A 21,537-nucleotide genomic window follows, 5' to 3' on the forward strand; every position below is an offset into this window, starting at 1 on the left:
CTGGGAGTGAGCGGGGGGAAAATTCAGGTACTTTTTCCCTGAAAATTAGGTAATTGACCAGATGAAAATCGGTAAAACCCTACACCCCACACCCCACACCCCACACCCTGCCCCCACGAAAAACTTTTTCAGCAAACCCTAGGTACTGATACTATTTGGGAACGATTGTCAAACAATTGTAAAACTTCGTTATATTTAAGGAACATTTGAGAGACTAAGGAGCAGCGGAGTTGTGGCTTTATACGCGGATTTGCATCGGCATTTAGGGGGATCGGTAGTACCGAGAATTCTCTGGCGCTACTTTCACAGACATGAGCGGGATTTAGCGGCCAAATTCCAGGAATACCCCGCTTTTGAGGAATTTTACACCCGTGAACGCAATAGTTTAGATGAGTATTTGGAATTACATACCCTAGTCGAAAGTGTTCAAACCGCCCAAACTTTGCCCTATTTTATTTATCGTCTGATTCGCGGCGCTTACATCTTCGAGAATCTTGCCTATTTAGAATTGCGCTATACTCCCTACTATCGCACCGACGAACATTTGAACCAAACAGAGCGAATCGAGCAAATGCGCTCGATTGTCGAGATCGTCGGTCAAGCCTCGAAAATGAGCGAATATCCGATTATTACCAGTCAAATTCTCTGTATGCACTCGCGACTTCCCTCCCAAGTCAACAAAGCGATCGTTGATCTGGCCCTAGAGATGAAAGAATACGTCTGTGCGATCGATATTGCCGGGGGTGATTCCTACTACCAAACTCGACTAGAGGAATTTGCTGGTTTATACAGTTATGCCAGGGAAGAGGGTTTAAACACCACCGGCCATCTTTACGAAACAAAGGACGGTTGTTATCCCCAATTACTGCCCTATCTGCAAAGAATTGGTCACGGTATTCAAATTCCCCTACAATATCCGGAATTGCTGCCGGAAGTTGCCCGTCGTCATCAATGTTTAGAAGTCTGTCCCACCACCTATTTAAAAACTGGCACCCTCGAAAGTTTATCGCAATTAAAGATAGTCTTTGATCGCTGTTTTGAAGCGGGGGTTGATATTGCTATCTGTACCGATAATGCCGGTTTACACAATGTCCGGCTGCCCTTCGAGTACGAAAATTTACTCACCCTGGACGTGATCGATTTCCGACAATTACAAGCTTGTCAAGATGCGGCTTTTCGTCATGCTTTTGCCTGGCCCTACAGTCAAAAACCCGCCTCACTTTTAACTGGTTTGTTATCAGTGGATAATCCCAAATTACCGGTTTATCAGTAACAGAATTAACTTTAGTTCGGGTTAAGCAACTTCTTTACCGCTCCCGAACTATAGCGTTTTCCGACTCTCCTGCATCTGGTTTGGGGAATTCTACTGAATCTTGATTAAACTCAACCCAAAGAGAGTATAGGTACAGAGAGAGCCGAGACCGAACATCAGGGAACGAGCGATCGGGACATTAGTGATATAAAAAAGGGAAAATAGAAGCCGGAGGATCACGAAAGCGATCGCACAGACAGCGGCCAGGGATGAGGATACTCCTGTAACGTAGGCCATGAGAGCGGCAGCACTATAGATCATAAAGGTTTCAAAACCATTTTGATGGGCCCAAGTTGCTCGTTTAGCGTAGTCTGGGAGTTGGTCGAACATGGCCCGGGGAGCGGAGGTATCGTAACCCACCTTAGCTCTAGCGTAAGCCACCAGCAGAAAAGGTAGATAGACAGAGATAGCGGCAGCCACTATCGAATAGAGAAGAATGGCACTGACGGAGAGATTCATCGCTGAATTTAGTCAAAATAAAATAGGGTAACTAGCTTGCGTTGATCTTCCGCTTCCGCGCAGGTTTGCAAAAGGGTCTGACTGTCGTGGAAAGCAAAACAGATTAACTGTTGACAACGATTGATAATCTCGCGATTACAGAGGCTGCTGGCTTCCCCTAGGGATAGATGGTCATTTTCGGGACATTCCACCAGATGGATAACCTGCTGGAGTTGTTCTTGGGATTCCAGGGGCTGGCGATCGAGACTTTGGGGTAAGATCACGGTTAACAGATTAGGATCTGCCCGCATTGCCCCCTTAATGACGGCGGAATTGGTTCCCGTCGCCCCGGAGGTCATAATCCGATTGCCCGCCAGCACGAGGGCATAGGCCATCATTTCGATCAATTGCTGGTGCGTGATGGGAACGTGACGGGAACCCAATAAAGCGACGCGCTTAGAACCGGTCTGCTGAATGGCGGCTAGTTCTTGAGCTAGAGTGTCTAGGGTGTTAGTGGTATCTACAGATTGACTCAAAGACTTTTACTGCAAATTCGGACTGATTAACCGTCCGTTATTGTAGCATCGAATTGTCATAATCGGAAATTTGTCCCAAAAAACCCCAGCTACCGATCGAGGTGTTCTTTCGGTGGTGGTCCCCTATGATCCCTCAAAAATTGTTATTGGTGGGGAAGTGCCTCTAGATTCTACGGTAAGATAGGTGCATAGACGATATTTACCCCAGAGCCATGACCACTTCTCCTGTTCCCCAAGGGGACGATTTTAGCGATCGCCAGATCCGTCCCGTACAATATCGGGATTTGGAAGACATTGAAGCTTTAACCCTGGATGACTTCGATGAGGATATTGATCGTCGCGCCCAAAATTTCCGCACCCAGGTGCAGCAGGTGCGGCCTTGGTTTGGGTTATTTAAAATTCTCAGTTTTTTTCCCAATCCTCTCCAACACCGTTTTCATGTCTATGTGGCTGAGTCCATGGCCAATCGGGGAGAAGAAGGGAAAATTCGCGGGGCAATCCAAGTCACCCCTTTTAATAGTAGTCGCAGCACTTGGCGGGTGGAACAGGTGCGGGTGCATCCAGGGGAGTCTTTAAGCGAACCCAAGGGCATCGGGGCGCAATTACTGCGTTATTGTCTAGAAACGGTTTGGGAAGCGCGCACCTGGGTGTTAGAGGTTAATATCAATCAAAAGGACAGTTTGGCACTTTTTCGGCAACACGGTTTTCAGCCTTTGGCGGAATTAACCTATTGGTCTTTACCGCCGCAATTATTACAGGAATTGAGCAAACAAGAGGCAGATTTACCGAATTTACTGCCTGTGAGCAATGCTGACGCTCAATTGCTCTATCAGTTAGATTGTGTGTCTATGCCGCCGCTACTGCGTCAGGTATTTGATCGCCATATCCAGGATTTTAAAATCAATTTAGTTGATAGTTTACTCGGTCGCTGTCAAGGTTGGTGCGGCGGTCCGCAAATTAGTCGCGGTTACGTTTTTGAACCGCAACGAAAAGCGGCGATCGGTTATTTTGAATTAATTCTATCTAATCGGGATGAGCGACCCCATCAAGCGAAATTAATTGTCCATCCCGCCTACACTTGGCTCTATCCTAAGTTATTAATCCAGATGGCCCAGATCACTCGCAAGTATCCCCCTCGCTCGCTAGAGTTGATATCTGCCGATTATCAGCACGAAAGACGGGAATATCTGGAACAATTGGGAGCGATCCGCAGTTCCCACACCCTAATGATGTCGCGCTCGGTATGGCACAAAATCCGCGAAACTAAGCCGGAAAATTCCGCCCTGGCAGAAATGCTGCAGGGTTTACAACCGGTGCCGCGAACTCCCATCCCTAGTCGGATGTCTTGGTTAAAATGGCCTAATAATCCCCCCCTGGACCCCCTCGACAGTCCGGGGGAACTTCCCCCGGTCAAACCGCCCTCGGAACCCCCCGATCAGGGGCATCCAGTGTGATGGAAAGAGTCGCCGCCCTCGGCTTAGATATCGGCAAAAAACGGGTAGGAGTGGCAGGATGTGACGGCACTGGTTTAATCGCCACCGGTTTAACCACGATTATCCGTTCTTCCTTTGTTGCCGAGGTACCACAGTTTGAGGCGATTGTCAAGGAAAGAAATATTAAGATTTTGGTGGCGGGACTGCCCTATACCATGGCCGGAGAACTAGGATTTCAGGCCCAACAGGTGCAAAAATACGCCCAGAAACTAGCGATCGCCTTAGATTTGCCCCTCGAATACATTGATGAGCGTTGCACGTCCCTAGAGGCGGAAGAATTCTTAAAAGCCAAAAAACAGTTTTCCTCTTGGGATAAGGGAGCGATCGATCGGGAAGCGGCGGCGATTATTTTACAACAATGGCTCGATCGCCGACGGCGAGTTAATACTGTTGTTTGAGGAGATAACGGCAAGGGTTAATCACAGAAACCAAAAACCTAACTAATACTATCCAAAATTACTCATGACTTATGCTATAATAGCTTTATGAGTAAGTTAACCATATCGGAAGCCGCTAAATTGAAAGGTGTAAGCGTATCGACGTTAAGGCGTTGGGAGTCTGAAGGTAAACTAATTCCAGAACGGACTGCTAATGGGCATCGTCGTTATACAATTTCTCAGTTGCTTGGAGTAAAAGAGAATCTTTCCTATACTGTTGGCTATTGTTGTGTTTCTAGTCATGACCAAAAGAAAGATTTAGAACGTCAAAAAGAAGTTGTCGAACTGTTTTGCGCTCAAAACGGTTGGCAAGTTGAAATTATAGACGACTTAGGTTCAGGACTTAACTACAACAAAAAAGGATTAAAGCGATTAATTCGGTTGATTGTTGATAGTAAAGTAGAGAGATTGGTCTTAACTCATAAGGATAGATTACTTAGATTTGGTAGTGAACTAATCTTTAGTCTGTGTGAGCAATTCGGAACTGAAGTTGTCATTATCAATCGAACTGAAGACAGTACATTTGAGGAGGATTTAGCGCCAGATGTCTTAGAAATCATTACGGTATTTTCCGCTAGATTGTATGGCTCTAGAAACCATAAAAATAGAAAAATCGTAGAGGAGTTAAGAGACGTTGCTACTAGGATTCAAGACTGAGTTAAAACTAAATAATCAACAACGCTCATTATTAGCCCAACACGCAGGAACCGCACGTCATGCTTGGAATTGGGGTTTGGCTTTAACCAAGCAAATTTTAGACCATAATCAAGCTAACCCTGATGAAAAAATCAAGTTTCCTACGGCTATTGACCTTCATCAATGGTTGGTAGCATTGGTAAAATCAGAGCATGATTGGTATTACCAAGTGTCTAAATGCGCCCCCCAATGGGCGTTAAGAGCTTTATCTGATGCTTGGAAAAGATGCTTCAAGAAGATAGCTAAACCACCAAATTTCAAGAAGAAAGGTAAACAGGATAGTTTCACTTTAGATGGGAGCATTAAAATTGCCCATCAAAAGATAAAAGTTCCTGTGATTGGTTGGTTAAAAACTTACGAGCGGCTACCTGATGGATACCAGCCAAAATCTGTTACTATTAGTAAAAAAGCTAATAGGTGGTTTATTAGTTTTAAGATGGAAGTTGAACAGCAAACAACCAATAAAACTTATGATGTAGTTGGTTGTGATCTAGGAATTAAATCTTTGGCTACTTTATCGACAGGTGAAACGTTTGAAGGCTCTAAAAGTTATCGTAAATACGAAAAACAATTAGCCAGACTTCAATACTTGAACCGACATAAGGTAAAAGGTTCAAATAATTGGAACAAAGCCCAACGGCAAATAGCTAAACTTCATTTTAAAATAGCTAATATCCGTAAAGATACGTTACATAAACTCACCACTTATTTAGCCAAGAACCACGGCCAGATAGTAATTGAGGATTTAAATGTGTCTGGGATGATGGCTAATCACAAATTAGCTAAAGCCGTTCAGGATATGGGTTTTTACGAGTTCCGAAGACAACTTGATTATAAAACTCAGTTGTATGGTTCGGAATTAATCATAGCCGATAGGTGGTTTCCTAGCAGTAAAACCTGTTCCAATTGTGGGTACAAAAAAGAGTCTCTATCTTTAACTGAAAGAGTTTTTGAGTGTGAGCAATGCCATGTAGTTTGCGGTCGAGACTTGAACGCTAGTCTGAATCTAGCTTCTTTGGCGGTGAGTTCCACCGTGTCAGCTTGTAGAGTAGATAGTGCCGACACTACTACAGTGAAGCAGGAAGTTAACGTCAAATTTGCTCATGAGTAGATTTGAGTAGGTTTAACAGAACGGAACTGGTAGCCAAAGCCTCTATTGACACTCCCCGAAGCGCTCATGGGAGGGAGTGTCAACTCTACCAATCACCGCCGCCGCCACCCCCACCGCTACTGCCACCGCCGAAATCACCACCATCATAACCGCCACCACCATAACCACCACCATCATAACCGCAATAGTCGCTATTGCCGTTGCTGCCACCACTGCGGCCACCTCGACCATTGCCACCAACGGCACAACGAAAATAAACAAAATATAGAATTAACATCAAGGGAAAAGACACTCCCACCATCAGGATAGCCAAAACAAGATGAAGAATGGACATTGCGATTTGAGGCTTAAATTCAGTTTGTCGCAACCCATAAGCACTACGGAGAAACCCGCTCACAACTGTTACACCTGCTCGAATACCTTCTTCGTAGTTTCCCGTTTTGAAGCTAGGAATCATGTAGGTGTAGATAATATCCTTGACCTGAGCATCGGGTAAAAATCTTTGGACTCCATAACCGGTCTCGATTTCTACCCGTCTATCCTTGAGGGAAACGAGGATTAAAACCCCGTTATCTTGCGATTTTTTGCCGATTTTCCAACGATTAAATAGGGCTGTGGCGTAGGCTTTGGGGGTAGGATAGGGTAAGGTATCGGGGACGGTGACAACAGCAATTTCTGCGCCGGTTTCTACCTCTAATTTGGCTATGTCACCGGAAATTTGCGTAACACCCGCCCGACTTAAAATATTAGCTCGATCGCTGACCCATAATCCCCCTTGCGGATTTAGTTTCGGTATCTGTTCAATGGGAATAGCGTTGACTAAGGGGGGTAAAATAACAGGGGGAAGAGCGAACATTGTCACCAGAAAAATTCCTAGGGGCAAGGGGCGAATTTTAATCATTTTCCTGTCTCTCCATCGGTTTGTAGTCTTGTTTTAGCAATAATGCGGGTTTTCTTTAAATCTCCCTCGCTCAATTCTTCTCCCACCTGTAAACGGGTGGCATTAGTTTGGAGGACAGTGGCGGCGTTTTTTTCTCCCAATTGTAAGGCGGTTTTGGCGGCGGTTTGTAGCATGGTGGCGGCGGCTGCTCGATCGCCCTGTTTTAATTTTTCTTCAGCGATTTGGGTTTGACGATATTTGGCTAAAGTCAGAGTCGATTTCTGAACTTGCTCGTTTAATTGGGATTGATAGATAGCTTGGGAGGCGATATTAAGGCTAACAGTCGCAGTTTCTAGCCCTTTTTGACCAGAAGCGGGATCATCGTAGCGAATCTTCACCTTAGCTATGGTATGAGTACCGGGGGGAATTTGGTCGATATAGAGATTGAGGAGGATAATTTTTTCTTCATCTATCATTAAATCACCCAAACGGGTGATGTAAAAATTGCCCTCTTTTTGTAGGCTCATTTCTATAGTTTCTGGGGCAACTTGGGCGATGGGTTTTAAGTCGGCTAAATGAGTCCGAGCATCTAATTCTAATTGCAGGAAAGCGTTAGTTAACCGGACAGATTGCAAACGGTTAAATAGACGAGTAAATTCAATTAAAGCCTGTTCGGGTCTTTCGATATAAGATAAACTTCCGCCAGCGATATCGGCAATTTTTTCTAGGATATCTTGATTCCAATGATCGCCAAAACCGAAGGTATTTAAGGTGATACCGTACTCAGCTGCTACTGCGGCTAATTTTAAACAGCGTTGATTATTTCCGTGTTCATTTTCACCATCGGTAAGCAGAAAAATATGAGACACATAACCTTTGCTGCCGGTGGAACTTTCTTGAATACCTAATTTTATCCCTTCATCGATCGCCGTACCTCCTCCCGCTTGTAATTGTTGAATTTTTGAGCGAATTAAGGTCAGATCATCCTCTCGCGATTGGGAGGGAAGAATAACTTTGGCGCGATGATCGAAAGCTATTACCGAGAGACGATCGTTAACCCCGAGGGATTCTATTAAACTGAAGGCCGCTTTTTTCACCGTTTCTAGCGGTTTTCCCTGCATAGAACCGCTATGATCGAGAACTAAACAAAGATTAATCGGTAAATTTGTGTTGATCTGTTCACTGGTGGCGGCGATCGATAGCATCAGTTGACGTTGACTGCTGTTTTGATTAGCATCGATATGACTGTCACTCAAGGCCGATTTTAGAGTTACCCGCATAAGAGTTTTTTATCGTGGTCGTTGATATTTATATTGTAATGAGTATAGTTAAATTTGTGCTTATTTTCCCGTCTGGCATCGAGTTAGACAAGTTCGAGCATTGGGTGCATCTCATTTTTGTCAATCTACGATGCACACCTGTGGTTGTTCATATATTGGGAATAATTTAAGAGTCACTGATAATTCCCGATTGTCGATATTTCTACAAAGTTAAGATGCGGCCCCAGCAGTTCTTGTGGGAAATTTTACCGTGGCTGGTCGGACTTATTCTTTCGTGGAAGTCATGGCAAAATCTCTTTAACGCGAACTAAAGTTATTTACTCTTTTTGAGATGATAATAAATTGGAATCGATGTTAATCAGGGGAAGGGAGCCTGAACCAGTCATGACGACAGGAAAACGTCCATCCCACTTTTCGATTGCTCGTTGTTGTAAAATTTCTGCTGTTAGGTTTTGGCGCAATAGTTTTTGAGCTTCTGCCTGTCCCTTTGCGCGGTTGATTTCCGCTTTCGCTTCCTGTGCTGCTTGTTGTGCGCGAAAAGCTGCTTCTTGTGCCTTTTGTTCTGCTACTTGTTTGGCTTCAATCGCTGCGTTAAACTTTTCAGAAAAACCAAAATTAACGAGAGATACATCATTGATAATTATCCCATAACGTCTTAGTCTTTGGGCGAGGGAATTGTCAATTTCACGTTTGAGTTCTCCTCGCTCTTGCAAGATATTTTGTACGGCACGTTGTGCTGTTGCCGCTTTGACAATTTCCGATACTGCTGGGTTGATAATACCAGAGACAATCTCATTGATATCCCCAACTTGTTGATAAATCTGATTGACTTTGTCGGGGTCGATGTGCCAGTTAACGATAATAGTTGTTTCCACATCTTGCAAATCTTTAGAAGCTCCTTTTGCCTTTACTTCCGTTGTTTGCACTCGAACGTTGATGGGCTTGATCTTGGTGACAATCGGTATAACGGGATGAATTCCTTCATCGAGGATTTGTTTTTGCACTTTGCCAAAGTACATGACAACGCCGCGTTCGCCAGTATCAATAACGGCAAAAGGGCGCAGTATGGTAGTAAAAGCTAATATTAAAATTCCCCCCGCTATGAATGGGAACATATTGCGATTGTAATTCATGACAACTCCTTAGATATTTGATCGGTTTTATCGTACCACTGTTATTATAATCCTGTTTAAAAAGTATGGGAAAGTGGGGAGAAACAATCCATAACTGAGTTTTTAAAGTTCGATTGGGATTAACTAGAGGAGAGAAGGAAAGTGAGAGGGCCCGTTTAAGACAAAGCAGCGATCGCTTGTTCTAGGGCCAGGGAAATATGAGTCCAATGGGTTCCCCCCTGACAAAAAACGATATAGGGTTCCCGTAGGGGTCCATCGGCGGAGAATTCCGAGGTGCTACCATCGATAAACGTGCCACCAGCCATCACTACTTGGCTCTCATAGCCCGGCATTTGGGCAGGAATGGGATCCAAGTAGGAACCGATGGGAGAATAGGCTTGAATGGCTTTACAGAAGGCAATCAGCTTATCGGGGGAACCGAGTTTAATCGCTTGAATAATATCGCGTCGAGGCACAAAAGGAGCCGGATTGACTGGATAACCCAACTTATCGCCCACATAGGCAATTAAATGACTGCCTTTCATCGCTTCTCCCACCATTTGCGGTGCTAGAAACAATCCCTGATAAAGAAGACGATTTTGGTCAAAAGTTGCCCCTCCCTCCCTACCGATTCCCGGTGCTGTCAGACGATAGCAGGCCATTTCCACTAATTCCGCTTTACCTGCTATGTATCCCCCGGCCGTGACGATTGTACCTCCGGGATTTTTAATTAGAGAACCGGCCATTAGATCTGCTCCCACGTTGGTGGGTTCTTGGGTGTTGATAAATTCTCCATAGCAATTATCGACAAAACAGACCGTATTCGGGTTTTGTTGTTTAACTATACGGACAATTCTCTCGATTTCGTCAATAGACAAACTCGATCGCCAGGAATAACCGCAGGATCTTTGAATATGTACTAAACGGGTTTGGGGTTTAACTGCTGTTGCCAAAGCCAACCAATCGATCGCACCGGTAGAATCTAGCTCTAATTGCCGATAACTAACGCCAAAATCCTTTAAAGAGCCTTGACCACTGCCCCTAATCCCAATTACTTCTTCTAGGGTATCGTAGGGCGCACCCGCTACCGCTAACATCTCATCCCCCGGTCGAAGAACCCCATACAAGGCACAGGCGATCGCATGGGTTCCTGAAACAAATTGTACCCGCACCGCCGCCTTTTCGGCCCCCAGGGCTTGGGCGAACACTTGATCTAAAGTATCCCGTCCCAAGTCATCATGACCATAACCACTAACACTAGCAAAATGATGCACTCCGACGCGGTTTTCACGGAAAGCACCGAGGACTTTACGGAGATTTTCCTTGACCTGTGCGTCAATTTCCGAAAAGATGGGGAGTAGGGCCTTTTCTGCCCTGTGGAGTAGAGAGGGGATATCCATCAAACAATAGACTGTGATATTTGTTACTATTTATTAAGCGTCAAAGTTCCCCCTGTGTCAAATCGAGACAGATAAGACAATGATGCTCTGTCTCCTGTTGTTTCCCTTTGGGTTATTCAATGACTGTTGCGACTTCCGAAAAACTGCCCATTGACTGGGTGACTCTCATCTACATGGCTTTTATCCACTTAGTGGCTCTTTTAGCCTTCTTGCCTGGCAATTTTAGCTGGGGTGCTGTGGGAGTGACATTAATTCTCTATTGGATTACTGGGGGTTTAGGAATTACCCTCGGTTTTCATCGTTTGGTCTCCCATCGGAGTTTTAAGACTCCCAAATGGTTAGAATACTTTCTGGTTTTCTGCGGGACCCTCGCTTGTCAGGGGGGTGCGATCGCATGGATAGGTTTACATCGTATTCATCATAAATATTCTGATACTGCTCCCGATCCCCACGATTCTAATAAAGGTTTCTGGTGGAGTCACATGGGTTGGATGCTGCACGAAATTCCTGCCGACGAAGAAATCGCTCGTTTTACCCAAGATATCGCCGACGATCCTTTCTATAAATTCTGTCAAAATTATTTTGTTCCTATCCAAATTGTTTTAGGCTTAATTCTCTATGCTATAGGTGGTTGGCCGTTTGTAATTTGGGGAATTTTTGTTCGCTTGGTCTTAGTTTTCCACTCCACTTGGTTTGTCAATAGCGCCACCCACAAATTTGGTTATGTTAGCCATGAATCCCACGATAATTCTAAAAATTGTTGGTGGGTTGCTCTCCTAACTTTTGGTGAAGGTTGGCACAATAATCACCATGCCTATCAGTATTCTGCCCGTCATGGCCTACAATGGTGGGAAGTTGACCTGACTTGGATGACCATTCGTCTGCTGCAAATTCTGGGATTAGCTACTAATATTAAGTTACCCCCCAGCACGGCAACGGCGACAGAAAGTTAGTTTTATCCAGTTGTTAAATTAAATCTAGCCGAACTTATGTTTAAGTTCGGTTATTTTTTCTGCGACTTAACCCAAATCTGACGGCTTTTCCCACGGCACAACTGAGGAATATAGGTACTGCCAATCCTCCCCCAAAAAACGAAATCATTGATAGGATAAACTTGATTATTTCCCCCTCTGTCGAACATTGACTGGGGAAAGCACAACTCATCCCAAGAGCGAAGGATAACCAACCAAAAAAGAAAACACACAGGGGAAATAAGAGGCAAAAAACCAGACCCCCCGCTAGACAGCCTAATCCATTGGCCTTTCTATTCGATTTCTTCTCTGTCACCATCTCTATCGCTAACTTTTTCTAAGCCTTAGCATAAAAAGGTCAAACTATCAACTTTTTTAACAAATGTTTAATATTTACGCTGATGTGCCGGAAAGACCCCGGAGAACGTATATTTAAAGCTAATCCCCAAATTATATTAAGTTTCTAATGAAAAAAATCTCGATTTTAGGCTCTACAGGCTCGATCGGCACTCAAACTCTCGATATTGTCACCGATCATCCCGATAAGTTTCAAGTGGTGGGATTAGCCACGGGTAATAATATTCAACTACTATCGGAGCAAATTCGGCAATTTCGCCCGCAAATCGTGGCGATTAATAACGAAAGTCAACTAGAAGACCTAAAAAGCCTAATTTCCGACCTTGACTATACCCCGATTATCCTAGCAGGAAAGGAAGGAGTAATCGAAGTGGCCCGTTATGGCGATTCCGAAAGCGTCGTCACGGGAATTGTCGGTTGTGCGGGATTGCTGCCGACGATTGCCGCTATTACTGCTGGTAAAGATATTGCCCTCGCTAATAAAGAAACCCTGATTGCTGGCGGTCCAGTGGTGCTGCCTTTAGTGGAAAAACACCGAGTTAAATTATTACCTGCTGACTCGGAACATTCAGCTATTTTTCAGTGTTTACAGGGAGTTCCCACTGGGGGATTAAAAAAGATTATTCTCACTGCTTCTGGGGGTGCTTTTCGCGATTTACCCGTGGAAAAATTGCCGCAAGTAACCGTAGCTGATGCCCTCAAACATCCCAACTGGTCTATGGGCAGAAAAATCACCATCGATTCGGCTACTTTAATGAATAAAGGTCTAGAAGTTATCGAAGCTCATTATTTATTTGGTGTCGATTATAATGCGATCGATATTGTTATTCATCCTCAAAGTATTATTCACTCTTTAATTGAGTTACAGGATACATCGGTTTTAGCTCAATTAGGCTGGCCAGATATGCGTTTACCCCTGTTATATGCCTTGTCTTGGCCCGAAAGAATTTATACCGATTGGGAACCTTTGAATTTAGTTAAAGCCGGCAGTTTAACTTTCAAAGAACCCGATCATCAAAAATATCCCTGTATGGGATTAGCCTACGCAGCTGGCCGCGCAGGTGGGGCAATGCCAGCAGTATTAAACGCGGCTAATGAACAAGCGGTAGCGTTATTTTTAGAAGAAAAGATTAGCTTCTTAGATATTCCCCGGGTGATCGAAAAAGTTTGCGATCGCTTTGCAATTCATAACACTTCTACCCCTAGCCTAGATGACATTTTAGCCGCCGATAATTGGGCGCGTCAAGAGGTATCTAACTGTCTGATTGCCAATCCGGTCTAGATAGTCTAGATTCTGTAGGGATGTTAACTATAATGTCTCTACAGATATAGGATAGAAAAATCACTAATTTCGGCTATTTTTTCTAGTTAACTAGATTTATGATGATCATGACAAGGGTTGATAAGTAGCTGGTTATAATTAAATTAAAAATGGATTTTAGGTTCGATCCCCCCTGCCCCCCTTGATAAGGGGGGTGCCGATAGGCGGGGGGATCTGATAACTTTTAACGCCTACCTACTTAACCTTCAATAAACCTCTTGACTAATTAATTTTTGAGGGTTCAAAAACGGCAAAAATAAGGATTAAATTGCCTAAAATCCGTAAATAGACCATTTAATTGATTATTATTCATTCTTAATTCTCCTGACTACTGACTCCTAACCCTAACAACAATTTTTGATTTTTACAATGAGGTGTAATGACCCTGAAACTTGATCAAAAATAAGATAAAATAAACAAGATAGCGGTTATTACTTTTAATTTTCTATGGTTACAACTTCTCTATCCCTCCCCGAAATCGCCAGAGAAACCCGTCAAGCGAGTCGTCAACTGGCTATCCTGACTAACGAAGAAAGGAATGAAGCTTTAGAGGCTATTGCTGAGGCTTTAACTGCCAATGCTGATCAGATACTAGAAGCTAATATCGCCGATGTTCAAACTGCCAAAGCGATGCAATTATCTCCGGCTTTATGTGCGCGATTAGAGTTAAGTCCCAGCAAATTAAAAGCCGCTATTGCCGGGGTGCGAGATGTGTCTAAATTAGCAGATCCTTTAGCTACGATGCAAATTAATCGGGAATTAGATCAAGGTTTAATTCTTCGGAGAATAACCTGTCCTTTAGGGGTTTTAGGCGTTATTTTTGAAGCTCGTCCCGATGCTTTAATTCAAATTACCAGTTTAGCGATTAAATCTGGTAATGGCGTTATTTTAAAAGGGGGGAAAGAAGCGATCCGTTCTTGTCAAGCTTTAGTAACAATTATTCATCAGGCATTGAGTCAAACTAAAGTTAATCCAGCAGCGGTACGATTATTAACAACACGAGAAGAAATTCAGGAACTATTAAAACTCGATCAATACATCGATTTAATTATTCCTAGAGGTTCTAACGAATTTGTTCGTTATATCCAAAATAATACCCGCATTCCTGTCCTCGGTCATGCCGATGGTATCTGTCATCTCTACATCGACAAAGAAGCCGATTTAAGCAAAGCAATTAGAATTACCGTCGATGGCAAAACCCAATATCCTGCCGCTTGTAATACCATTGAAACTTTATTGGTTCATCAAGACATCGCTAGACAATTTTTACCCGCAGTGGCACAAGCATTAGAGGAAAAAAAGGTTAAATTATTGGGAGATGAAGCAACTCGTCAGATGATTAACGTACCATCGGCCACAGAAGAAGACTGGCAAACCGAATATAGTGATTTAATTCTGTCAATTAAAATTGTCGATAGTCTGGAATCAGCGATCGAACATATTAATTATTACGGTTCTCGACACACGGAAGGCATTGTCAGCGAAAATTTTAACACGGCCAAAACCTTTAGCGATCGAGTCGATGCCGCCGGAGTTTTTCATAATTGTTCCACCCGATTTGCCGATGGTTTCCGTTACGGTTTTGGGGCCGAAGTGGGTATCAGTACCCAAAAAATGCCTCCCCGTGGTCCGGTGGGATTAGAGGGATTAGTGACCTACAAATATCAATTAGCCGGAGATGGTCATATTGTCGCCGATTATTCTGGGGAAAATGCCCAATCTTTCACTCATAAGGACTTATAGTCGAGAAAAAAGCCGATGTTTACAGGATTAATTCAAGCCTTGGCAACAATCCGGGTCGTGGATACCGATAGACTTTATTTGTCTGTATCCTCTGATACAATTATCCGAGATTTAATGATTGGTGATAGTGTGGCTGTGGATGGGGTTTGTTTGACAGTCGAGGAAATTCTCCCAGAGGGTTTTCTGGCCACCGCTTCCCCGGAAACCCTACAGCGCACTACTTTAGGACGAAGGATTAAAACAGAACCCAACGTTAACCTAGAAACCTCTTTGCGGGTGGGTAGTAAAATCGGCGGTCATTTTGTCACCGGTCATGTGGACGGTATTGGCTGTTTAGTCGAATCGATAATCGTGGCTAATTCGTGGGAAATGACCTTTGCTGCCCCTAGTTCCCTAGAAGAGCAGTGGAATAACTACATAGCTCGTTATATCGTCGGTAAGGGCAGTATAGCTGTTAATGGCATTAGTTTAACCGTGGCCGATTGTGATGCCTCCGGCAGCTGGTTTAAAGTGGCTGTCATCCCCCACACCTACGCCGAAACCAATCTTTCCCATTTAAAATTAGGCGATTGGGTGAATCTAGAAGGGGATATTTTAGGCAAATATGTGGAAAAATTGTTAGGAATGCGCTCTTATCACCCTCCTAGCGAGATTAGCCTAGAATTTCTGGCTGAACATGGTTATTAGTTTTCCAGAAAAAGCCTTTTCAACATATAAATTTATTGGCAATTTATCCATTAATTTTAGTTTTAAAATTGCCAACCTTCTCGCTCCATTAAACCCTGAACATTGGTACAATCGATAGAAAAGTGTTGACAGACGGTGGGGATTTTGGGAGCATTAGGCTTTAAGGCTTCTTCGGTAATTACGCAACCGTCTTTTATCTTGGCACAGGCAATAATAAATGGGTCTGCCACTGGCTTTCCTTGTAATCTGGCTTTTTGAATCACTAAATCCTTAAAGTTTCTTATAGAAAAAATTTCAGGAATAAATAAAGTTTCCTGAGCAGTGGGTGGTAAAAATATTTGTTTATTGGAGTTTATCCAATCTAAAACAAATTGTTTATTATTGCCATATTCTACTTCTTTAAGCACTTCGCGTACTGATTGTAGTTTACCTTCTGACACAATCAAATCGATTTTTTGCCAAACGGTAGGAAAACTTTTGGGAAAATAGTTTCCTAAGACCTTAAAACTACTTGTGTCAAAAATGTAAACCATCAAAACAGTCCTTTGTCTAATAAATATTGTTCAAGTTTTTCCACCGTAGCAACTTTTTTAATGTTTAGATAATCAGCAACACGCTCGATATCGTATTGGCCTTGATAGTATTTCTTGAACACAAGTTTTAGGTAATTTTCTCCCAAATATGTCGCCTGATTAGCATAGTAATCACCTCCAGATTTTTTATTTTTGTCCTGACTTTTTCCCACCTGCTCACTGTACCACTCCCTTACTTTAAGAGTATATTCTTTCTGGGAGATTAAGTTATTATCTAATAGTTTTCGTAAAACTACTTCTCGACTAACCTTATAATCACTGGAAATTTTCGAGATAATTTTATCGTTATCGTTAACGTTAACTATTGTTTCTCTGATTATCTCAGAAAAGACATGATTAGGAAGCAAAAACTCCGCAGCAAATTTATTACAAAATATCTCGATATATTTATTTTCTCCTTGCAAACTATTAATATATCTATCGTCAGACTTAGTAATTCCATTAGTCTGCAAAAGAATATGTGCTAATTCATGAAAAATGGTAAATATTTGTCTAGATTTTTCCGTGCTATTATTAAGATAGATGATCGGAAATTCAATATCTATCAAGCAAAATCCCGAAATTTCTCGCTGCTTAAAAGAACGCTTAAAAATAAAAATACCAGCTTCTTCCACGGCACTACGCCATTTTTTTAAGGCAGTTTCCTGATCATTCCAGTTCAGTTGTTCTTCTAGAGTAACGTTTAAATAATTTCTTATCTGTTCGGCTAATCTCCTTAAATCATCACTAGAACTAACCGCAATATCCTGAAAGATTTTCTTGGTACTAGGATTAATACCATTATTAATTTCCTGTAGCGACAATTGCATCGCTTTTGCTTGTCGTAAAGCATAGATAGTATCGGCGGCCAGGTTTTCGATTTCAAAGTCTGGCAAAGTTCTAAATTCTTGTTTTTCCTCCGCTTCTAGGGGAGGTTCTGGGAAAAAGAATAAAGCGAGAGGACGTTTATATATTTCTGCTAACTTTTCCAATTGACTATAGGTAGGAAAGTCCTCTCCTGACTCCCATTTCTCGATAACAGAAACCTCTTTTTTAAACTTGAGTGCCACAGACTCAAGAGAATATCTCGCCCTTTCTCTTGCCCATTGGATTATCTTGGGATTAACGCCTGTCAGTTTCTCGCCCATTAGTCGATCTTATCATCACGAGATAGAGATTTCTAGCTTGATTTAGATCATACAGTAGTTTTATTGTACTATATAATTACCCAAAATAGAGACAATGTACCGAGTTCTGGATAGGTCAGTGAGGGATTGATAACTTTTTCCTATATAAAAAACCGGTGAAAAGCTTGACATTAGCCAAAATCCCCAGACAATGTTAAGTTAAATTAACCAATAGCCGAGGCTTGTATTTAAGGAAAACCCCTTATGGTAGCAACACCAGTTCAACAGAAATACGACATCAAAGATATTAGTTTAGCCCCCATCGGCAAACAGCGCATCGAATGGGCTGGTCGGGAAATGCCCGTTTTGCGTCAATTAGCGGAACGTTACGCTATCGAAAAACCCTTTGCCGGACTGCGTTTAGTCGCTTGCTGTCACGTTACCACCGAAACCGCTAATTTGGCCATCGCGCTAAAAGCCGGTGGCGCTGATGCGTTACTAATTGCTAGTAATCCCCTTTCCACCCAAGATGATGTGGCCGCTTGTTTAGTGGCTGATTACGGCATCCCCGTTTATGCAATCAAAGGGGAAGATAACGACACCTATCACCGTCACGTTCAAATCGCCCTCGATCATAAACCCCAGATTATCATCGATGATGGTTGTGATGTAGTGGCTACTCTAGTTAAAGAAAGAAGTCACCAATTACCCGACATTATCGGTACTACCGAAGAAACTACCACCGGTATCGTCCGTTTGCAAGCCATGCTCAAAGCCGGGGTGTTATCCTTCCCCGCAATGAACGTTAACGACGCAGAAACCAAGCATTTCTTTGATAATCGCTACGGTACAGGTCAATCTACCCTTGATGGTATCATTCGCGCCACCAATATCCTTCTTGCCGGTAAAACCGTGGTTGTGGCTGGTTATGGTTGGTGTGGTAAAGGTGTCGCTATGCGGGCCAAAGGTTTAGGCTCTAATGTAATTGTCACCGAAATTAACGCCGTGCGCGCCATTGAAGCGGCGATGGACGGTTTCCGGGTTATGCCCATGGATGAAGCCGCTAAAGAAGGCGATATCTTCATCACTGTCACTGGTAACAAGCACGTTATCCGGGCTGAACATTTTGACCTGATGAAAGATGGGGCGATTGTTTCCAACTCCGGTCACTTTGATATTGAAATCGACCTGCAAGCTTTAGGCGCAAAAGCCGATAATGTTAAGGAAGTTCGCAACTTTACCCAACAATATAGCCTAAAAAGCGGTAAATCCGTCGTTGTTATCGGTGAAGGTCGCCTAGTTAACCTCGCAGCCGCCGAAGGTCATCCTAGCGCCGTTATGGATATGAGTTTCGCTAACCAAGCGATCGGTGTAGAATACTTGGTTAAAAATAAAGGTAAATTAGCCCCCGGCATCTACTCGATTCCCTACGAATTAGACCAAGAAATCGCCCGTTTGAAACTGCAAGCCATGGGGATTGAAATCGATACTCTCACCGAAGCCCAATTAGAATATATCAACTCCTGGACTTCCGGAACCTAATATCAGTTATCAGTTATCAGTTATCAGTTATCAGTCATCAGTTTTTTAGCCGTCAGGAGTCGGTCGTCAGGAGATTGCTTTGATTTATTCTTGCCACTCCCCCACTTCCCCACTTCCCCACTCCCCCACTTCCCCACTTCCCCACCCCTAACACCCAACCCCCTTTTTTTACTTTTAAACTGTTTTCTAAATCCTAAAAAATTATGACTGAATGGATTACAAATACAATGACTTCTATGGGCTATTTAGGCATAGCCCTATTAATGTTTTTAGAGAATCTTTTTCCTCCCATTCCCTCGGAATTAATTATGCCCCTAGCGGGTTTTACCGTCCATGAGGGACAAATGCAATTTATTCCGGCAGTGGTAGCGGGGATTGTCGGAACCGTAGTCGGAGCGCTACCTTGGTATTATCTCGGTCGGGTTGTGGATGAGGAAAAAATCGAAAAACTAGCCGATAAATACGGCAAATGGATTACCGTTTCCGCTAAAGATATTCAAAAAGCTAATCAATGGTTTAACCGTCACGGTAGTAAAGCGGTTTTACTCTGTCGTTTAGTCCCCGGAGTACGAACTTTGATTTCCCTACCCGCCGGGATGAATCACATGGCGATGATTCCCTTTTTAGTTTACTCCACCATCGGCACGACCCTCTGGGTCGTTTTTTTAACGGCAGCAGGTTACTTTTTAGGGAAAAATTACCCCCTTGTGGAAGAATATCTGGCTCCCGTGTCAAAAATAGCCCTACTTGTCCTGGTTATCTGGTTTATCCTCTGGATTGTCCGCAAACGTAACCGCCGGTATGAGTAAGTTTTGATGATAGGTGGTGCGTTACGACGGATTGTCACCTTCCAGTCACAGCAGCAATTTTTGCCGTCTAACGCACCCTACGTTTTACTGCTTATAAAGGGGCAAAAGGATAAGAATATACGAGGTTTTAATATGCCAACAATTAAACTACGTTCTCAGATTGGTAGAGATGGAATCTTACATTTGCATATACCGTCCGATTTTAAAGAAACTGAAGTAAATGTTACAGTAACCGTTGAAGCGGTTCAAGAAGTCAGTGAAGATTTAGCAAGTAGAAAAGAGGAAAGAAAACCTCGCTATAATGCTTGGGGCAACCCAGTAGTAGAGCAATCTATTACCCAAGCTATTTCAGGAATGCGCCGCCTTCAAAAAACTGTAGCTTTACCTAAAAGTGAAATTCGTGCCATGCGAGAAGAAGGGAGGCGGTTTTGATTGAGTTCGTTTTAGATTGTTCGGTAGCAATTAGCTGGTGTTTGGTCGATGAAGATAACGATTATGCTAACGCAGTATTAGACATAATGCCAAACGCCGAAGCATTTGTTCCCGAAATTTGGTCTTTAGAGATTGTCAATACTCTCCTAGTCGCAGAAAGAAGAAATCGGATGACGGTCGAGCAAACTCAAGCATCGATTAATTGGTTACAGTCTTTACTTATTACTATTGATTCTTTAACTTCAGTCCAAGCTTTTGGCAGGACTTTAACACTAGCAAGAGAACAAAAATTAGCTTCTTATGATGCTGCTTACTTAGAACTTGCTTTGCGCTTAGATTTACCATTGGCTACCAATGATAAGCAATTAATAGATGCAGCATTACGCTGTCAGGTAGAATTACTTAATCCCGCTCTAAATTAAACAAAGTTAGTTTTATCACCCGAATATTCCTTGACTTGGTGGCTCTACCGTACTTGTGATGATAATATATAATGATGGTCTATGACAGAGAGAGACATTAAATACTGTTTGGTATTAGGAGAAAAGCTGTGCCACTGATTAAAATACCAAGGAATTATCTGATTGCTGAAGATGAAAATTTTATTACAGCAGACGTGCCAGATTCACTGCTTCAGCTTTGGCAAAAAGATTATCAAAAGGTGGTTAAAGCCAAAGGTATTCTTAAGGATAAAAAAGCGGCAATGCTATCTCATGTAGAGTCTCTTCGTCGGGAGTGGGATGGATGAAATACGTCTATGATACCAATATTTTTATTTATTATTTAGCCGATGACGATATAGTTACTTCTTTTTTCTCCCAAGCTTTTTTGAGTTTGCATCAGATTTTTATCTCACCAATTGTCAGAATTGAGTTACTCAGTTTTCCTACTTTGTCTAAGGAAGAAGAGCAGATAATTGAAGATTTACTCTCACAGTTTGAATTAATTCCCATATTGAGAGAAATTGAAGATCTGACTATTCAACTGAAACGACAGTATAAAATCAAGATTCCCGATGCCATTATTGCCGCAACAACATTGAGCCAAAATGGATGTTTGGTCACTAGAAATGTTGATGATTTTAAGGGGATTTCCAGTTTAAATATTAAAAACCCGTTTATTGATGAGGGGTAAATAATAGCTGAGAGGGGGACAAGCGAGCTAGAAGGTAGATAGGGCAAGCGATATCGCTCTTTGTCCTTTGATGTAATCCTTCAACCGATAGCGGCTAATTTGCATTAACTCTTCTATATTTTTTTGGAACATTTGATGTAGCTGGAG

The 21,537-nt window shown here is 42.8% G+C and carries 23 protein-coding genes; 15 read left to right on the top strand and 8 right to left on the bottom strand.

All coding sequences use genetic code 11. The annotated features are described in order from the left end of the window. The first annotated feature begins 232 nt into the window (after positions 1 to 232). Entirely contained in the window at positions 233 to 1,273 is a 1,041-nt protein-coding gene (locus tag O9290_RS17130) for an adenosine deaminase (RefSeq protein WP_002763338.1), read from the top strand. A gap of 90 nt (positions 1,274 to 1,363) precedes the next feature. On the opposite strand, the gene O9290_RS17135 is transcribed toward O9290_RS17130, so the two are convergent. After that, positions 1,364 to 1,771 (bottom strand): MAPEG family protein, encoded by a 408-nt coding sequence (locus O9290_RS17135; protein ID WP_002763339.1) that lies wholly within the window; start codon positions 1,769 to 1,771, stop codon positions 1,364 to 1,366. 8 nt (positions 1,772 to 1,779) lie between these two features. Further along, on the bottom strand, positions 1,780 to 2,286 hold the full coding sequence (locus tag O9290_RS17140; protein WP_002741066.1) for a hypothetical protein: 507 nt from the start codon (positions 2,284 to 2,286) through the stop codon (positions 1,780 to 1,782). A 212-nt stretch (positions 2,287 to 2,498) separates the two neighbouring features. Here O9290_RS17140 and O9290_RS17145 point away from each other — a divergent pair, with 212 nt between their 5' ends. From O9290_RS17145 to O9290_RS17160, 4 genes are all read left to right on the top strand, one after another. Further along, on the top strand, positions 2,499 to 3,740 hold the full coding sequence (locus O9290_RS17145; RefSeq protein ID WP_288055558.1) for a GNAT family N-acetyltransferase: 1,242 nt from the start codon (positions 2,499 to 2,501) through the stop codon (positions 3,738 to 3,740). Then, positions 3,740 to 4,177, top strand: coding sequence for a Holliday junction resolvase RuvX (ruvX, locus tag O9290_RS17150; protein WP_288055560.1), 438 nt, complete (start codon positions 3,740 to 3,742; stop codon positions 4,175 to 4,177). Before O9290_RS17145 ends, ruvX begins: the two co-directional genes overlap by 1 nt. Positions 4,178 to 4,264: 87 nt before the next feature. After that, positions 4,265 to 4,873, top strand: a complete 609-nt coding sequence (locus O9290_RS17155; RefSeq protein ID WP_287107615.1) for an IS607 family transposase — start codon at positions 4,265 to 4,267, stop codon at positions 4,871 to 4,873. Further along, positions 4,851 to 6,023: an RNA-guided endonuclease InsQ/TnpB family protein gene (locus O9290_RS17160; protein WP_079205890.1), complete on the top strand. Its 1,173-nt coding sequence runs from the start codon at positions 4,851 to 4,853 to the stop codon at positions 6,021 to 6,023. The genes O9290_RS17155 and O9290_RS17160 overlap by 23 nt, the downstream gene beginning before the upstream one ends. An 85-nt stretch (positions 6,024 to 6,108) precedes the next feature. Here the strand turns inward: O9290_RS17160 and O9290_RS17165 are convergent, their stop codons facing one another. The 4 genes from O9290_RS17165 to O9290_RS17180 all read right to left on the bottom strand — a co-directional run bounded on the left by O9290_RS17165 (position 6,109) and on the right by O9290_RS17180 (position 10,695). After that, the gene (locus O9290_RS17165; protein WP_288055563.1) at positions 6,109 to 6,924 is read right to left on the bottom strand and encodes a TPM domain-containing protein; all 816 of its coding nucleotides are present in this window, start codon (positions 6,922 to 6,924) and stop codon (positions 6,109 to 6,111) included. Beyond that, positions 6,921 to 8,183, bottom strand: coding sequence for a vWA domain-containing protein (locus O9290_RS17170; protein ID WP_288055564.1), 1,263 nt, complete (start codon positions 8,181 to 8,183; stop codon positions 6,921 to 6,923). Before O9290_RS17170 ends, O9290_RS17165 begins: the two co-directional genes overlap by 4 nt. A gap of 317 nt (positions 8,184 to 8,500) precedes the next feature. Beyond that, positions 8,501 to 9,316 carry a prohibitin family protein gene (locus O9290_RS17175; protein ID WP_149107230.1) on the bottom strand — a complete coding sequence of 272 codons (816 nt, stop codon included), beginning with the start codon at positions 9,314 to 9,316 and terminating at the stop codon, positions 8,501 to 8,503. A gap of 155 nt (positions 9,317 to 9,471) precedes the next feature. Continuing rightward, positions 9,472 to 10,695 (bottom strand): methionine gamma-lyase family protein, encoded by a 1,224-nt coding sequence (locus O9290_RS17180; protein ID WP_288023780.1) that lies wholly within the window; start codon positions 10,693 to 10,695, stop codon positions 9,472 to 9,474. Between the two features lie 119 nt (positions 10,696 to 10,814). Here O9290_RS17180 and O9290_RS17185 point away from each other — a divergent pair, with 119 nt between their 5' ends. From O9290_RS17185 to O9290_RS17200, 4 genes are all read left to right on the top strand, one after another. Then, on the top strand, positions 10,815 to 11,648 hold the full coding sequence (locus O9290_RS17185) for an acyl-CoA desaturase (protein ID WP_002763349.1): 834 nt from the start codon (positions 10,815 to 10,817) through the stop codon (positions 11,646 to 11,648). Positions 11,649 to 12,132: 484 nt separating this feature from the next. Further along, complete coding sequence (gene dxr / locus O9290_RS17190) at positions 12,133 to 13,305, top strand: 1-deoxy-D-xylulose-5-phosphate reductoisomerase (RefSeq protein ID WP_002763350.1); 1,173 nt, start codon at positions 12,133 to 12,135, stop codon at positions 13,303 to 13,305. A gap of 486 nt (positions 13,306 to 13,791) precedes the next feature. Further along, complete coding sequence (gene proA, locus O9290_RS17195) at positions 13,792 to 15,087, top strand: glutamate-5-semialdehyde dehydrogenase (protein ID WP_288055567.1); 1,296 nt, start codon at positions 13,792 to 13,794, stop codon at positions 15,085 to 15,087. A 15-nt stretch (positions 15,088 to 15,102) separates the two neighbouring features. Beyond that, positions 15,103 to 15,774 (top strand): riboflavin synthase, encoded by a 672-nt coding sequence (locus O9290_RS17200; protein WP_002763354.1) that lies wholly within the window; start codon positions 15,103 to 15,105, stop codon positions 15,772 to 15,774. A gap of 62 nt (positions 15,775 to 15,836) precedes the next feature. Here O9290_RS17200 and O9290_RS17205 read toward each other — a convergent pair whose 3' ends face one another. Both O9290_RS17205 and O9290_RS17210 read right to left on the bottom strand, forming a co-directional pair. Beyond that, positions 15,837 to 16,307, bottom strand: a complete 471-nt coding sequence (locus O9290_RS17205) for a PIN domain-containing protein (RefSeq protein WP_002763355.1) — start codon at positions 16,305 to 16,307, stop codon at positions 15,837 to 15,839. Further along, positions 16,307 to 17,494 (bottom strand): ImmA/IrrE family metallo-endopeptidase, encoded by a 1,188-nt coding sequence (locus O9290_RS17210; protein ID WP_288055569.1) that lies wholly within the window; start codon positions 17,492 to 17,494, stop codon positions 16,307 to 16,309. Before O9290_RS17210 ends, O9290_RS17205 begins: the two co-directional genes overlap by 1 nt. A 243-nt stretch (positions 17,495 to 17,737) precedes the next feature. Here O9290_RS17210 and ahcY point away from each other — a divergent pair, with 243 nt between their 5' ends. From ahcY to O9290_RS17240, 6 genes are all read left to right on the top strand, one after another. Further along, positions 17,738 to 19,015, top strand: coding sequence for an adenosylhomocysteinase (gene ahcY, locus O9290_RS17215; protein WP_002763358.1), 1,278 nt, complete (start codon positions 17,738 to 17,740; stop codon positions 19,013 to 19,015). A 203-nt stretch (positions 19,016 to 19,218) separates the two neighbouring features. Then, positions 19,219 to 19,824 (top strand): DedA family protein, encoded by a 606-nt coding sequence (locus O9290_RS17220; RefSeq protein ID WP_106908852.1) that lies wholly within the window; start codon positions 19,219 to 19,221, stop codon positions 19,822 to 19,824. 132 nt (positions 19,825 to 19,956) lie between these two features. Then, entirely contained in the window at positions 19,957 to 20,256 is a 300-nt protein-coding gene (locus O9290_RS17225; protein WP_106909992.1) for a hypothetical protein, read from the top strand. Beyond that, positions 20,253 to 20,678: a type II toxin-antitoxin system VapC family toxin gene (locus tag O9290_RS17230; protein WP_288055572.1), complete on the top strand. Its 426-nt coding sequence runs from the start codon at positions 20,253 to 20,255 to the stop codon at positions 20,676 to 20,678. Before O9290_RS17225 ends, O9290_RS17230 begins: the two co-directional genes overlap by 4 nt. Before the next feature lie 128 nt (positions 20,679 to 20,806). After that, positions 20,807 to 21,004 (top strand): hypothetical protein, encoded by a 198-nt coding sequence (locus O9290_RS17235; protein ID WP_002789758.1) that lies wholly within the window; start codon positions 20,807 to 20,809, stop codon positions 21,002 to 21,004. Continuing rightward, positions 21,001 to 21,390 (top strand): type II toxin-antitoxin system VapC family toxin, encoded by a 390-nt coding sequence (locus O9290_RS17240; RefSeq protein ID WP_002795860.1) that lies wholly within the window; start codon positions 21,001 to 21,003, stop codon positions 21,388 to 21,390. The genes O9290_RS17235 and O9290_RS17240 overlap by 4 nt, the downstream gene beginning before the upstream one ends. Positions 21,391 to 21,537 lie beyond the last annotated feature (147 nt).

This window comes from Microcystis sp. LE19-41.2A (genome assembly GCF_027530405.1).
Classification (GTDB): Bacteria; Cyanobacteriota; Cyanobacteriia; order Cyanobacteriales; family Microcystaceae; genus Microcystis; species Microcystis aeruginosa.